At 60.0% G+C, this 13,477-nt stretch carries 13 protein-coding genes; 6 read left to right on the forward strand and 7 right to left on the reverse strand.

Annotation, left to right across the window (positions count from 1 at the left end; genetic code table 11):
• Nucleotides 1-37 precede the first annotated feature (37 nt).
• The 7 genes from FG95_RS18115 to bphC form a co-directional block, all read right to left on the reverse strand.
• Nucleotides 38-1,663: a long-chain fatty acid--CoA ligase gene (locus tag FG95_RS18115; protein ID WP_197411510.1), complete on the reverse strand. Its 1,626-nt coding sequence runs from the start codon at nt 1,661-1,663 to the stop codon at nt 38-40.
• Nucleotides 1,664-1,823: 160 nt separating this feature from the next.
• On the reverse strand, nt 1,824-4,007 hold the full coding sequence (locus FG95_RS18120; protein WP_081933257.1) for a TonB-dependent receptor: 2,184 nt from the start codon (nt 4,005-4,007) through the stop codon (nt 1,824-1,826).
• 30 nt (nt 4,008-4,037) lie between these two features.
• Nucleotides 4,038-4,628, reverse strand: a complete 591-nt coding sequence (locus FG95_RS18125; protein WP_037557628.1) for a 2-hydroxychromene-2-carboxylate isomerase — start codon at nt 4,626-4,628, stop codon at nt 4,038-4,040.
• Nucleotides 4,625-5,815 (reverse strand): aromatic ring-hydroxylating dioxygenase subunit alpha, encoded by a 1,191-nt coding sequence (locus tag FG95_RS18130; protein ID WP_306997167.1) that lies wholly within the window; start codon nt 5,813-5,815, stop codon nt 4,625-4,627. Before FG95_RS18130 ends, FG95_RS18125 begins: the two co-directional genes overlap by 4 nt.
• Before the next feature lie 100 nt (nt 5,816-5,915).
• Nucleotides 5,916-6,404, reverse strand: coding sequence for an aromatic-ring-hydroxylating dioxygenase subunit beta (locus FG95_RS18135; protein ID WP_037557630.1), 489 nt, complete (start codon nt 6,402-6,404; stop codon nt 5,916-5,918).
• Nucleotides 6,405-6,408: 4 nt separating this feature from the next.
• Nucleotides 6,409-6,735: a non-heme iron oxygenase ferredoxin subunit gene (locus FG95_RS18140; protein WP_037557710.1), complete on the reverse strand. Its 327-nt coding sequence runs from the start codon at nt 6,733-6,735 to the stop codon at nt 6,409-6,411.
• A gap of 37 nt (nt 6,736-6,772) precedes the next feature.
• Nucleotides 6,773-7,672, reverse strand: a complete 900-nt coding sequence (bphC, locus tag FG95_RS18145) for a biphenyl-2,3-diol 1,2-dioxygenase (RefSeq protein WP_037557631.1) — start codon at nt 7,670-7,672, stop codon at nt 6,773-6,775.
• 247 nt (nt 7,673-7,919) lie between these two features.
• On the opposite strand from bphC, the gene FG95_RS18150 reads away from it, so the two are divergent.
• The 6 genes from FG95_RS18150 (at nt 7,920) to FG95_RS18175 (ending at nt 13,469) form a co-directional block, all read left to right on the forward strand.
• The gene (locus FG95_RS18150) at nt 7,920-9,332 is read left to right on the forward strand and encodes a Rieske 2Fe-2S domain-containing protein (protein WP_052182494.1); all 1,413 of its coding nucleotides are present in this window, start codon (nt 7,920-7,922) and stop codon (nt 9,330-9,332) included.
• On the forward strand, nt 9,329-9,823 hold the full coding sequence (locus FG95_RS18155) for an aromatic-ring-hydroxylating dioxygenase subunit beta (RefSeq protein WP_037557632.1): 495 nt from the start codon (nt 9,329-9,331) through the stop codon (nt 9,821-9,823). Before FG95_RS18150 ends, FG95_RS18155 begins: the two co-directional genes overlap by 4 nt.
• Nucleotides 9,807-10,829 carry a PdxA family dehydrogenase gene (locus FG95_RS18160; RefSeq protein WP_052182495.1) on the forward strand — a complete coding sequence of 341 codons (1,023 nt, stop codon included), beginning with the start codon at nt 9,807-9,809 and terminating at the stop codon, nt 10,827-10,829. Before FG95_RS18155 ends, FG95_RS18160 begins: the two co-directional genes overlap by 17 nt.
• 72 nt (nt 10,830-10,901) lie before the next feature.
• Complete coding sequence (gstA, locus tag FG95_RS18165) at nt 10,902-11,507, forward strand: glutathione transferase GstA (RefSeq protein WP_037557634.1); 606 nt, start codon at nt 10,902-10,904, stop codon at nt 11,505-11,507.
• Nucleotides 11,508-11,677: 170 nt separating this feature from the next.
• Nucleotides 11,678-12,526 (forward strand): alpha/beta fold hydrolase, encoded by an 849-nt coding sequence (locus FG95_RS18170; protein WP_037557636.1) that lies wholly within the window; start codon nt 11,678-11,680, stop codon nt 12,524-12,526.
• Between the two features lie 19 nt (nt 12,527-12,545).
• Nucleotides 12,546-13,469: a catechol 2,3-dioxygenase gene (locus FG95_RS18175; protein ID WP_037557638.1), complete on the forward strand. Its 924-nt coding sequence runs from the start codon at nt 12,546-12,548 to the stop codon at nt 13,467-13,469.
• Nucleotides 13,470-13,477 lie beyond the last annotated feature (8 nt).

The following is a 13,477-nucleotide window of genomic DNA, read 5'->3' on the forward strand; positions in this document are numbered from 1 at the left end:
CGCAGTGATTGCTGCCGAACCATCGGGTCCCGTTCCCTCAAGCCGCGTAGACATTACCATAGCGTTCGCGCAGTTGCTTCTTGTCGATTTTCCCTGTTGCCGTAAGTGGCACCGCGCCGACGAGGATGCGATCGGGCAGCTGCCATTTCGCGAATTCCGCGGATAGGGTTGATAGAATTTCCTTTTCGTCGGGAAGGATTCCATCATGAGGCTCGACGATCAAGAGCGGGCGCTCTTCCCATTTAGGGTGCGGAATGCCGACGACCGCGGCGATCTTGACCCCGCTGCACCCAGCGGCAACATTCTCAAGGTCGATTGAGCTGATCCACTCTCCTCCCGACTTGATGACATCTTTGGTGCGGTCTGTGATTCGCATGAACCCCTGGGCGTCGAGTGTCGCAACGTCGCCGGTATCGAACCACCCGTCGACATCGGTGCAATCCGCCGGCTGACGAAAATAGCGCTGAACCACCCACGGACCCCGCACCTGTAGCGCGCCTGCCGTCGCCCCATCGTGGGGGCAGGGGTGCCCGTCTTCGCCCAAGATGCGCATCTCGACGCCGAACTGGAGCCGTCCCTGCCGCGTCCACAATATATCCTGCATCGCTGCCTCGCCGAGGTCCGCGACGGCCGGCGTCGGTGTTGCGATCACACCGAGCGGGCAGGTCTCGGTCATTCCCCAGAGCTGAAGGACATCGACATCATGGTCGGCCTTGAAGCTTTCTGCCATCGCGCGAGGTACGGCGGAGCCCCCGATCATAATCCGCTTGAGCGTTCCCGTGTCGCCGCCGGTTGCCTCGAGGTGGGCGAGATACATGGTCCAGATCGTGGGCACCCCACCGGTAAAAGAAACCGCCTCCCCTCGGATTAGGGCCTGGAGGCTAGGACCGTCCATGCGGTCGCCAGGAAGAACGAGCTTGGCGCCGCAGAGCGGCGCCACGAACGGAAGGCCCCAGGCGGTGGCGTGATAGAGCGAGGAGCAAGGCATCACGCAATCGAACGACGTGAGGCCGAACGCGCTCGCCAAGCCCGCTCCCATCGCATGCAGAACGACTGCCCGGTGGCTGTAGAGAACCCCCTTGGGATCGCCTGTGGTCCCCGAGGTGTAACAAAGAAACGCCCCGGAATTTTCATCGATTTCGGGCCAGGTGATCGAGACCGGTGCCGACGCGAGCAAGGGCTCATAGGCCAGCGCCCCGAACCCCTCGCCGATGCCGACGCCTTCGTCGGACAGTACGATGTATTTTTCGATATGCGGGAGGCTGGGCGCAAGCCGCTCGACGAGCGCGGCGAGGTTGGGCTCGAACGCCAATATGCGACTCTCGGCATGGTTCAAGGTAAAGATCAGCTGATCGTCGGGGAGCCGGGGGTTGGCGGTGTGAAGCACTGCCCCAAGGCCCGGGACCGCGTAGAAGAGTTCCAAATGCCGGTGCGTGTTCCAGGCGAGCGACGATATCCGGTCACCGCTCCCGATCCCGGCAAGGGTGAACATGTTGGCAGCCTGCGCTACCCGGCGGGCGAGCGCTGCATAATCATAACGCCACAACCGATCGCTGCCGATTTCGCGCGACACCACTTCCCGGGTTGCGTGCGCGGCGGCGGCATATGTCAGGATCGTGCCGATCGCCAGTTGCGCAGGCTGCATTTGTCCCGTGATCGTCATGCATGCATCCTTCGACAAGTAGCAGTTGAACGGACCGTCTTTACGCGACAGCAAACAAAGTCCGCCAGCACAAGCCACCGAGGCTCATGCTGGCGGACACGGCGGCAGCCCGGCCGCACGCGATCCGCGGGATCAAGCCCTTGGACCGCGTTTGGGCGCGTCAGAACCGGAGTTCGGCGCTGACGCCCACTTTTCTTGGCTGTTCGTAAAAGCCGTCAGTTGCCTGCGCCCCGACACGAATGGTCTGGAAGACCTTTTCGTTGGTGAGGTTGGTCGCCCAGAGGCTGAATTTCCAGCGATCACCGGTTGGGGCAAAGGATATCGACGCATTGGTAAGGGTATAGCTCGGCTGGGAGAAAATATTCTGGAAGTCATAATAGAGCCGGGTCGAGTAGAAGGTGTTGACCGAGACCCCAAGGCGCCCTGCATCGAACTCATGGCCCCAATCGACCCCCAGGTTGAACGTCCACTTCGGGGCGCGGGTCATCACGTTACCCGACGCGTCCGCCGGGGCAACAGTGTTGCCTCCGTCGGGGCGCGGGAAAAAGCTCTGCGCGAGCGGAAAATCACGATAGCGCGCGTGGCTGTAGGCCGCCGAGCCGCGGATGTTGAGATCGTCAATCGGTTGGATAATCGCCTCGAACTCGCCGCCATAGATTTTGGCGCTCGCTGCGTTCTGCAGGACGTAGCTCGGACCCGACGCGTCTTTGGCCTGAACTTGCAGATCGTCGTACGTATAGTGATAAACGGCGAGGTTCGTGCGGAGCCAATTGAAGGGGTCGACCTTGATGCCGGCCTCCCATGCCTTGATGTTCTCGGGATTGACCGGATTCGGCGATGTGCCCGCCATATTGTAGACGCCGCTTTTGAATGCGGTGCCATAGCTTGCATAAATGCTTCCGTCGGGTGCGAACTGGTACCGGACTGCGCCGCGATAGTTGAACTTGTTGAACGACTTGGCGGTCTTCGGAACGACCAGATTTCCATTAACGACCTGTTCGAAGGTCCGCCGCTCGGTGGTGTACCGCGCGCCGACAGTGATGAACAGGTCGTCGACGATCTCGTAGGTTCCTTCGGCAAAGCCCGCGAACGAGCGACCCGATAGTGCGGGATCAAGGTTGAGGGTGGTCGGAGGGATTCCAGGCCCCGGCGACGTGACGAGATCCAACTCAGTATGACCGCCGAACTGGTAGAAATAGCCGCCCAGGAGCCACTGGAATCGGCCGGGGTCGGCAGACGTGAACTTGATTTCCTGGCTCCCCGATTCCGTCGCAAATGTTGCAGGGAAATTACCGAGGAAGATGTTCGAGGCGTCCGAATCGGTTTCCTGGTACCAGCGCAGATTCATGAAGCCGCTCGTCGCCTCGAGGTTGAAGCCGTCGAACTCGAGTTTTACATGCAGCGCCGCACTCCAGCGCCGTAAGTCCAGCGTAGGAATGCTGGTCAGTGACGCCTGCCAAGCGTCGGTCGGAAGTATAACGCCCGGGAAGCGACGGCCGGCCGTATTCCCATTGACCGGCTGGGGCGAATTGGTCGTGCTGTTCTGGTCGAAGAATTCGCCGGTCAGGATGACCTTGGCATTGTCGGAAGGCTGCCACAGCAGCTTGCTGCGAAAGTTGATCACTTGCTGGTCGCCGAGCGTGCCGCCGCGCACCAGATCGTCGATATAGCCGTCGTTCTTGCGATAGAGGGCGGCAAAATCGGCAGCCAATTTATCGCTAAGGCCGCCGGTGATATAGAAGCGGGCATCATAATCGCCCGCGTCCCTCCGCATGCGGCCGTAACGCAGCGACGCCTTGCCGCGCAGGTCAAAACTGGGGTCGGGGGTAATCACGTTGATCAGGCCGCCGGTGGCGTTGCGGCCAAATGTCGTGCCTTGCGGTCCGCGCAGCACTTCCACGCGCTCGACTTCGACGAGATCGATCCAGTTGGCGGCCGACTCTGGCTGGTAGACACCATCGACATAGGTGGCGATGTTTGGCTCGTCGCCGATCGAGATGCCGGTCGACCCGACGCCGCGAATGACGGGCTGGAAGACACCCATGTTGCGGCTCCCGATGAATCCGGGAACCACCTGGGTCAACGAGCGCACCGTCGAAACATCTGCCGCCGAGAGCGAATCGCCGGTGATCGCGGTCACGGCGACAGCAACGTCCTGCAGACGCTCCTCGCGGCGCGTGGCCGTCACGATGATGTCGGAGATACCCGAACTCGACTGCGCCTCGGGCTCGGGTTCGGCAGCCGGGGCCGGATCCTGGGCTTGGCCGGCCGCGCTCCAGGCCAGTGCGAAAAGTGCGATGCCGCTCGCGAGGGCGCGCCCGCTATTATAACTGTTGGTCCTCATGTCCATTCTCCCTCTCCCTGATTCTTTTTTTCAATTCGTCCGCACATGCTCTTCAAGAAAATCCAGCCGGTCGTTTCCCCAGAATATCTGGTCGTCGACAAACATAAGCGGCGCGCCGAATACGCCGCGGGCGTAAGCTTTCGACCGCGCTTCGCGATAGGCGCGCTTGCCCTCTTTCGAATCCACGAAGGCCATGACGGCATCGGCTTCGAGACCCGCCGTTGCCGCCGAGGCGCGCAATTCGTCCCGGTCTCGCGGATCGATTCCGAGGCCCCAGATGCGCCGATAGGCATCCCGCACGAAGCCTTCGGCGGCACCGTGACGGGCCGCGAAGATTGCGGCTGTGTTCCAGCCTCCGCACTCGAAGCTCGATGGAAAGGTAAGCGGCACGTCGTACCGCCGAGCCCAACGCTGCAGATCCGCGGTCAGAACCTTTATCTTCGCCGGCACCTCGCGGTTGGACGGGCCGTAATTGCCCGCCGCAATCTTTGCTTCGGGGATGTCGATGGGATGATAGGCGAGCGCCCGGCCGTGCCGACGCGCAATCTCCGGCAGACGCAACTGTGCGAGATAGCTGAACGGGCTGATGAAATCGAAGTAGAAATCAATGGTGGCGGTCATGAGACCCTCTCTTCGATTCCCACCATCTCGCGGTAATTTTGCCAGAAGCCGATGATGGCCCCTTCCGTGACAAGATGATCCGCATCATCGGCGCCGCCGCCGCCCATCGCGATATAGGATCTTGCCTTTCTGTCCGAGCTGACCGCCTGCTGCACGATCTCGACCGCCTCGCCATCCTCCATCGAGATCATGCCCGCCGGTCCGATGAGGTTCGATTGCTTGAGGCGGATCGCGTCCATCTCCGCATCATCGTCCGCATAGCCAAATTGGGTCCACACGAGCTCGAACGAATCCGGTCCGTGGGTGACGATCTGGCGAACCGCGAGCGTGTTCGAGATCTGCTGCAAAATCAGGTTGGGATAAAGGGCCAGGATGACGAGGGTGATGCCGTCCGGAAACTCGCTCCGGCCCGCGAGCAGCGACGGATCCTGGAGCGAGAAGCTCGTGTCGAAGCTGCGCGAGTCCTGATAGACTTCGCTGTCGCGCGCCGCGTCGTTGCTGCCCGCCTTCGAATAAAGGAACGAATGCCGCTTGCTCTCGTCCATCAGGCATTCGCCGGTTTGCGTCGAACGATAGAGGCCGAAAGTATTGTGAAACAGATGGAGGAGGCTTGCGTGATAGGGGTCGCGCGTATTTTCGGCGTATAGCTTCCAGTTGCCGTGGATGAACTGGCGTTGATTGCCCAATATCTTGATCGGGCGGCACATGATCCGCTCGACATGCTTGGTGATGAGCGGACCGAGATAGTCCGTCAGCGGCTCCACTTCTTGCGAGAATGTCGCGAAAACCAGCCCATTCAACGCTTCGACGCGCAGCTTGACCAAGCCATGTTGCTTGAGATCGAAATCCGCCGGCATCCCCCCCTTGCCCTTGATCCCGCGGCGGAACGGGACGCCCATGAGGTCTCCGTTCAATTCATAAGCCCATTGATGATAAACGCATTCGAGATGCGGCACATTGCCTTGGCGTGCGCGGCATACCGTCGCGCCGCGATGCGCGCAGCGGTTCACAACGACATGGAGGCTCTGGTCCTTGTCCCGCGTCACAACGACCGGCGTGTCGCCGATGAAGGTCGATTTGAAATCACCGGGGTTCGGGACTTCGGCCTCGAGCGCAACGAAGTTCCAGGTGGGGCCGCGGAAGAGATGCTCCTGTTCGGCCTTGTAAAAGGCATCATCCGTGAACACGGAATATGGTATCCGGCAGCCAATGGGCTCCTCGGTGTCGGTCGACACTTTACCTACGGCCGTATCTTGAACATTGAGCATATCGCAACCTCGAAATGGGCTAAATGGGGCGGACCATCAAAGTGTCGATCAGGTCCGTGTCGAAAATCGCCTTCTTTGACCGAAAAAGAAATTTCCCGGACGAAAACACTATTTCATCGACATATTTACCAGCATTATACACAAATGATCGGCCGGTGTTTCTTGTCTGGAGCACTAGATAGTTTGTATGTGCCACAACCGCATCTGAACGAACCTCGTGAATGCGGCTGGTGCTGATGATGTGTCGATAGTGATGGACCGGAAAAATGTTGGCGCGCCGGAGCGAGACGATGCGGTCTACAAGCATGCCCCTGCTGTCACAGAAGATCGTCGCAACCGGCAATCCGCGGTCGGCATTCTCTCGCGGCAATACGGAATAGTGGCAGTCCTCGACGAACAGATCGGGCCACGCTTCGAGCTGATCGTCGTCAATCAGCTCGGCGTGCAGGGCAATAAGGTCCGTCACTTCCCGGAGGAGCTCGGTGCGAGGCAGAGTGGAAAGGTCCATAGCCTCAGCTCTCCGGCGCACCGGGAGCGTCGATCGTCACCCAGCCGTCCTCGATCGTCACTTCATAGGTCTTAAGCGGGATCTGGCAGGGATAAGTTGTCGCGGCTCCGCTCGGAATGTCGAAGGCGCCGCCATGATAGGGGCATTCGATCGTCGCACCGTCCTGATAGCCATCGGTAAGCTGCGCGTTGCCGTGCGTACATGTGTTGGCCGTGACATAAATCTGGCCATCGACGTTATAGACCGCGAGCGCCGGGAAGGCGCCTGCCGGTATCGCAACCGGCTCGCCGTCCTGGGGGGCGTCAATTGGGCACAGGCGAAGTCTCTCCATTTCAATCACATCCATCTCTTGAAATATCCTAAGGTGGTCAGCCGAGGGGGATGTCCATTCCGTAGCCCTCGGCTTCATTTCCATGGCCGAAGAGGTCGCGCAGATAATGTTCCTGCTGCGGGCCCGCCTTTTTCGCTCCCCAGCCAAATTCCCACAGCCACCCTGACGGATTTGCGCAGTAGAATGTCAGCGCTTCGTCGTTCGCGTGCTTTCCGAGCTGGAGTGCGACATCGATCTTTCGTTCGCGCACCGAGTCGTGGGCAAGGCCAAGATCGTCGAGCTCGCTGTACTCGAGCATCAAATGGTTGATCCGCTTGTCCATCGGACCGAGGCCGAAAGCCACGGAATGTTGCCGGTCGTTGCAATGCATGAAATAGGGGGCAGCGACCTCACCGTTCGGCAAAGCGAGGTGGTACTCGACCGAGCCCCGCAGCCCGAGCAGCTGATAAAAGCGAACCGCTGCGGCCACATCATCTTGACGCAGGATGCAATGGCCGATCCCTTCGGCGCCGGTAACAAAACGACCGAACATCGGGCGGCCGGGATGAAAAGGGCGGTAATTGTCGACCTGGGGGCCGAAGAAGATTTCGGTGGGATTACCGCCCGGATCCTTGAGCTTGGCCAAGCCGAGGACCCGGCGCTCGCGCGCCGCTTCGTCGCTCGCTATTTCGACTTCGATATTCTGGACTGTCAGCTTCTCGACAATTTCGTCGAACTCTACCGGACCCGCAACGCGCCAGCCAAGATAGGCAAGATCGTCACCGCCATCAGCATGCAGCGTGATGCGGTGATGCCATTTGTCCATTCGCAGATACGCGCGGTCGCCTTCGCCTTCATCGACATATTCCATGCCGCCGACGCCGCACGCGAAGCTCTTCCATGCATCCAGATCAGATACCGACAAGCCTAGATAACCCAGCTCGGTCACGCCCACCATATTTCGCACTCCCAAATCTCAAGCCATTTTTGGCTTTTATACGCCTGAACCAGCCTGGTTGACGTGTCGCACATGATGCAACGCGATTCGAATAGGGCAATTTAGATCATTGTGCAACCCATTGCACAATGAGCCACGCATGCTATGTTGGGTCATTCGGGATCGGAAGAGTCCAAAGAGTTGAGCCGAGAATCGTTGATCCAAATAGTTGACCTACGAATCTCGGTGGCCGGAAATGGAGGAGAGGATGTTGCAACCTGACGGAAACGGCGCAGCCGTGGCAGAGCTTGAATCACTGCGTTCGCGTATCGATGCATGGCTCGTAAAAGACGAGGGAAGCGGCCGCTTTCAGATCGACCGGGAGGCCTTTACCGACGCGGACGTGTTCGCTCTCGAGCTGAAATATATCTTCGAGCGCAACTGGGTCTTCATTGCGCACGAGAGCCAGGTCGCAAAGCCGAACGACTTTCTCACGACTTTTATCGGCCGCCAGCCCGTCATCCTGACCCGCGACCGGGCCGGGGAATTGCATTGTCTGATCAATGCCTGCGCGCACCGCGGCGCGCGCGTTTGCCGCGAGAAGAGCGGAAACCGCCGCAACTTCACCTGCCCCTTCCACGGTTGGACCTATAATCCCGCGGGCCAACTCCTCGACGTGACAGATGAGGCTGGGGGTGGCTACGCGCCGGGCTTCAAGCGGGAAGACTATGGTCTAGAACATGTTGCGCGCATCGAGATTTACCGGGGCTTCATTTTCGCCAGTCTCAACCCCGAGGTCGTTCCTCTTGAGGACTATCTCGCGGGCGCGAAGACATTCATCGATCTCATGGTTGATCAGTCGGTCGAAGAGAAGCTCGAAGTTCTTCCAGGCGCTACGCGCTACCGCTATCGAGGGAACTGGAAGCTGCAGGTCGAAAATGGCCTCGACGGCTATCATATCGGCACGGTGCACGCGAATTACTTCATGACGGTCGCACGCCGGGTCGACGGGACATCGAAGAACGATACCAGGGCGTTCGATTTCGGTCGCTGGGCTCAGCTCGAGGGCGGCTCTTTCTCCTTCGACAACGGCCATTGCGTGCTCTGGAATGACTATGCAAACTATCAGGACCGGCCGAATTACGAAATCCTGGACTGGTTGAAGCGCGAGCGCGGCGAAGAGCGCGCTACCTGGATGAACGGCCGGATACGCAATCTGGAGCTGTTCCCTAACGTCTTCCTCATGGACCAGACGAGCACCCAGATCCGTATCATCCGGCCCATCTCGGTGGATGAGACCGAGGTGACAACCTACTGCATAGCTCCGGTGGGTGAGAGTGACGACGCCCGCGCCTTGCGCATCCGCCAGTATGAAGATTTCTTCAATGCAAGCGGCATGGCTACGCCGGACGACCTGACCGAGTTCAACAATTGCCAGGTCGGTTTCGGTGGCGGGGCTGGCCGGATGAACGACATGTCGCGGGGATCGACACGGTGGGTGCAAGGCGTCAGCAGCCACGGCGAAGCCCTGGGCGTCGACGCCATCCTTAGCGGCACGGCGGTGGCCGACGAGGGGCTTTACGTCGCGATCCACGACGAATGGATATTGCGCATGCGCGGAGCCATTGCGAGCGAAGAGGCCGAGCGCGCGTTACCCCCGAAGCCGGAGATGGCGAAATGAGCAGCGAAGTTGCGCAATGGACCGCGATCCAGCGATTTCTCGGGCGCGAAGCGGCCGCTCTCGATGCCAAGGATTGGGATAGCTGGATCGATCTATATCATCCCGATGCCGAATATTGGGTCCCCGCGTGGGATGACAGCGGCCGATTGACCGAGGACCCAAGGCGCGAGATTTCGCTGATCTATTATCCGACCCGGGCAGGGCTCGAGGACCGCGTCTATCGCATTCGGACGGGCCGGTCGTCGGCCAGTTCGCCGGCCCCGCGCACTTCCCATATCTTTTGCCTGCTCGCGGTCGACCATGAGGACGACGTCATTCGGGCGCGGACGAATTGGTCGGTGACCTCGGTCTTGGAGGATCGGCCGACGGTCTACAGTGGGTCGGCCATTTACGATCTCGAACCGATGGGCGACGCCTTTGTGATAAAACGCAAATATACCGTCGTCATCAACGACCTCGCGCAGACGATGCTCGATGTCTACAGCATTTGAGGTCGGCGTAGCGTCGCAGCAGGCCGGATTCCGGCCCTGCATCGGTACCATGGTCGGCGAGCCGGCAGGCATCGGACCCGAGGTTACCGTTCGCGCCTGGGCGTCAGGCCGCGTGCATGAGGTGTCGGTTCCCCTATTAGTGGGGTCGGCGGCCTCGGTCGAACGAGCGCTTGACCTGACTAAAGTGTCGGCCCGCCTGCGTGTCATGCGTTCGCTCGAGCCGCTCAGCGACGACCCGGCAGTCATCGATATCCTGGATACAGGTGCGCTGGACGACCGCGCGCTCCCCTTCGCGAAAGATACGCTCGAATCGGGCATTGCGACCGCCAAGTGGCTAGCCGAACTCGATGCGCTCGCGCGCGACGGGGTCTTCGCCGGCACAGTGATGGGTCCGATCAGCACCGGATCGCTTAAACTGGCGGGAAAGCTGGATATGGTGATCAGCCCGACGCCGGGCGAGAGTTATCTGCTCCTCCTCACCGGACCGCTCCGTGTCGCCCACCTCACCGATCATATGTCGATTCGGGCGGTCTGCGACCTCATCACGCCCGAGTTGATCGATACCGCCCTACAGCAAATCGACGCGGCGCTTCGAAGCTGGGGCGTCGCCAACCCCAGGATCGTGGTCGCGGGTCTCAATCCTCATGCCATCGGCGATGAGGAAGATCGTGCCATCGGTCCTGGAGTCGCGCGCGCGCGCGCGCGCGGCATCAATGTCGATGGACCATCCGCGCCCGATACCGTCTTTCGCCAATGTATCGAAGGCCGATACGATCTCGTGCTAGCGATGTTTCACGACCAAGGCCACATAGCCGTCAAGACATGGGGATTCTCGGGAAACTGCGTGATCATGATGGGGCCACCCTATCTCCATATGTCGGTCGCACACGGCACGGCATATGACATTGTGGGAACGGGCAAAGCCGATCCATCGATGATGCTGAGTGCCATGCGGACTTGTGGGGTGCTGACCGCCGGAAAGGGCTTTTCCGAGGTGGATCGCTGACGCGCCGGCCCAACTCCGGCGTGAAGCACGGCCATTCGCGCGCTGTGCTCAAGTCGTCCACAAGGATATGAGATGCTCCTTTACTATGCGCCTGGCCTTTGCTCGCTGGCACCGCACATCGCGCTGCGCCGGATAGGGGCAGAGTTCGATATTGAAAAAGTCGACATGCCCACGCGCAGAACCGAGCATGGCGCCGACTTCCGGTCGATAAAGCCTTCGGGAAAAATCCCTGCTCTCCTTCTGGATTCGGGCGAGCTTCTCACAGAGACGATAGCGATCCTTCTCTATGTTGCCGACCTGGCACCGCGCGCGGGGCTCGCCCCGCCGGCCGGAACAATCGCTCGCTACACGCTGACGGACAGCCTGAGCTTCATCGCCTCCGAGCTGCACAAGAGCTTCGTGCCGCTCTTCTCCAAAACCGCGGGGCCGGAGATCCGCGCTGAGGCAAAGCGGGACGTCATGCACCATCTCCAAGCGCTCGACCTGGAATTGACCGACAAGAATTATTGCTTCGGGGACGCCTTCACCGTGGCCGACGCCTATCTCTATTGCATCCTCGGGTGGCCCTCTCGAGTGGAGATCGGTCTCGCGGGCTTCCCCGCTTTGACGCGCTACCGCGCCCGGATGGAAGAGGAGCCCGGTGTCCTCGAAGCCGTGCGAGCCGAGAGCCTGAAGTGACCGGATCAGAGGCGCCGGTTTCATTTACCGGTTGCAAACGCGTTTCCCATGGTGCAAAACATTGTCCCAAGAGGGCTGCGACATGATGGCCCGTGGAACGGAGATTGAGTGATGCTTGAAGCCGTTTGGGGGCAGGTCGCCCGACATGATGATTACATGGTTGCTGGCCAATGAGTTCGGCGCCCGACATGGTCCGGCCCGAAATCGGCAAGACATTCGTCGCTGACGGGATCAAAACCAACTATCATGACACCGGCGAGGGCAGGCCGGTCCTCCTCGTCCACGGTTCGGGCCCCGGGGTCACGGCATGGGCGAACTGGCGGCTTAATATGCCCGAGATTGCTAAGGAATTCCGGGTCATTGCTCCCGACATGATTGGCTTCGGCTACAGCGACTCGGTGGGTCGGATCACCGACAAGGCCATCTGGACCAATCAACTGGTCCGTCTTCTCGACGACCTGGAAATCGACCAGGTCTCGATGGTCGGAAATTCCTTCGGCGGCGGCGTGACGCTCGCCTTCATGATCGCCCATCCCGACAGGGTCGATCGTGCCGTTTTGATGGGAGCGGCTGGACTTGAATTCCCGCTCACGCCGGCGCTCGATTTCGTCTGGGGTTATGAGCCATCCCGCGAAATGATGCATGAGTCGCTGAAGATGCTCGCATGGGACCAGAGCCGGCTGACCGACGATCTGATCGACTCCCGTTATCACGCGAGCATCCGCCCAGGAGCGCATGAGCCCTATCATGCGACGTTCGGCGGTTCCGACCGGCAGGCCAATATTGCTATGCTGTCGAGCCGCGAGGAAGATATCGCCGCGCTTCCCCATGAAGTGCTCGTCCTGCACGGCAAGGCCGACCAAGTCATTCCGCAAGAGGTGTCGCTGCGCCTCGGAAACCTGATCACACACTCAGACGTCCGCTTCTTTGGAGAGTGTGGCCATTGGGTACAGATCGAGCGGATGGCCAGTTTCAATCGCGCCGTGATCGAATTTTTCAGTCACGGCCTAAAATTTTAAATTTCCCGGGAGAGCGGTGATGGCAATTACAGGCGTGATGCGACCAGGCTTTGTCCAGATGCGCGTCCTCGATCTCGAGGAGGCCATCCCCCATTATCGCGACCGGATCGGGCTGGAACTCGTCGGTCGTTCGGGTGACCGGGCATTTTTCCGCGGGTTCGACGAATTCGATCGACACAGCGTCATCCTGCGCGAGGCGGATATGCCCGGTCTTGATCGGATCGGCTTCAAGGTTTGCCGCGACAGCGACCTCGAAATATTCGCAGACCGTTTGCAAGCCACCGGCGTCGACGTCGAATGGATCACCGCGGGCGAGGAAGAGGGCGTCGGACGCAAGCTGCGCTTCGCGGTTCCTACCGGGCATATCTTCGACCTTTACGCCGACATGGAATTATCGGCAGACGGTCCTCCCACAAAGAACCCGGACGTCTGGCACAGTGAGCCGCGCGGCATGCGCGCTATGCGATATGATCACTCGGCGCTCAACGGCATCGATGTCGCGGGATCGGCGCGAATCTTCGTCGAAGCGCTCGATTTTTCCGTTACCGAGGAACTCGTCGACGAAGCGAGCGGCACTCGGCTCGGCATCTTCCTGAGCTGTAGCAATAAGGCTCACGATATCGCGTTCCTTGCAGGCCCCGAGGATGCGAAAATCCACCATACATCGTTCCGCCTGGAATCCTGGAACGACGTCGGAAATGCTGCCGATATCATCAGTCGCTATGATATCTCACTCGATATCGGCCCGACGCGCCACGGTATCACGCGTGGTCAGACCATATATTTCTTCGACCCTTCGGGAAATCGGAACGAGACCTTTGCCGGCGGTTATGATTATTACCCCGATAATCCTCGCCGGTCGTGGGGCGTCGAACAGGCGGGCAAGGCGATTTTCTATTATGAAAAGGCGCTCAACGACCGCTTCATGACCGTCAATACCTGACTTCCTGC

The organism is Sphingopyxis sp. LC363 (assembly GCF_000756385.1).
Taxonomy (GTDB): Bacteria; Pseudomonadota; Alphaproteobacteria; order Sphingomonadales; family Sphingomonadaceae; genus Sphingopyxis.

Bases quoted from the DNA above. Each gene is read 5' to 3' on its own strand.
- FG95_RS18125 (WP_037557628.1), bottom strand. From the start codon at position 4,628: ATGACCGCCACCATTGATTTCTACTTCGATTTCATCAGCCCGTTCAGC.
- FG95_RS18120 (WP_081933257.1), bottom strand. From the start codon at position 4,007: ATGAGGACCAACAGTTATAATAGCGGGCGCGCCCTCGCGAGCGGCATC.
- FG95_RS18115 (WP_197411510.1), bottom strand. From the start codon at position 1,663: ATGACGATCACGGGACAAATGCAGCCTGCGCAACTGGCGATCGGCACG.
- gstA (WP_037557634.1), top strand. From the start codon at position 10,902: ATGCTCCTTTACTATGCGCCTGGCCTTTGCTCGCTGGCACCGCACATC.
- FG95_RS18155 (WP_037557632.1), top strand. From the start codon at position 9,329: ATGAGCAGCGAAGTTGCGCAATGGACCGCGATCCAGCGATTTCTCGGG.
- bphC (WP_037557631.1), bottom strand. From the start codon at position 7,672: ATGGTGGGCGTGACCGAGCTGGGTTATCTAGGCTTGTCGGTATCTGAT.
- FG95_RS18170 (WP_037557636.1), top strand. From the start codon at position 11,678: ATGAGTTCGGCGCCCGACATGGTCCGGCCCGAAATCGGCAAGACATTC.
- FG95_RS18150 (WP_052182494.1), top strand. From the start codon at position 7,920: ATGTTGCAACCTGACGGAAACGGCGCAGCCGTGGCAGAGCTTGAATCA.
- FG95_RS18135 (WP_037557630.1), bottom strand. From the start codon at position 6,404: ATGGACCTTTCCACTCTGCCTCGCACCGAGCTCCTCCGGGAAGTGACG.
- FG95_RS18160 (WP_052182495.1), top strand. From the start codon at position 9,807: ATGTCTACAGCATTTGAGGTCGGCGTAGCGTCGCAGCAGGCCGGATTC.
- FG95_RS18175 (WP_037557638.1), top strand. From the start codon at position 12,546: ATGGCAATTACAGGCGTGATGCGACCAGGCTTTGTCCAGATGCGCGTC.
- FG95_RS18140 (WP_037557710.1), bottom strand. From the start codon at position 6,735: ATGGAGAGACTTCGCCTGTGCCCAATTGACGCCCCCCAGGACGGCGAG.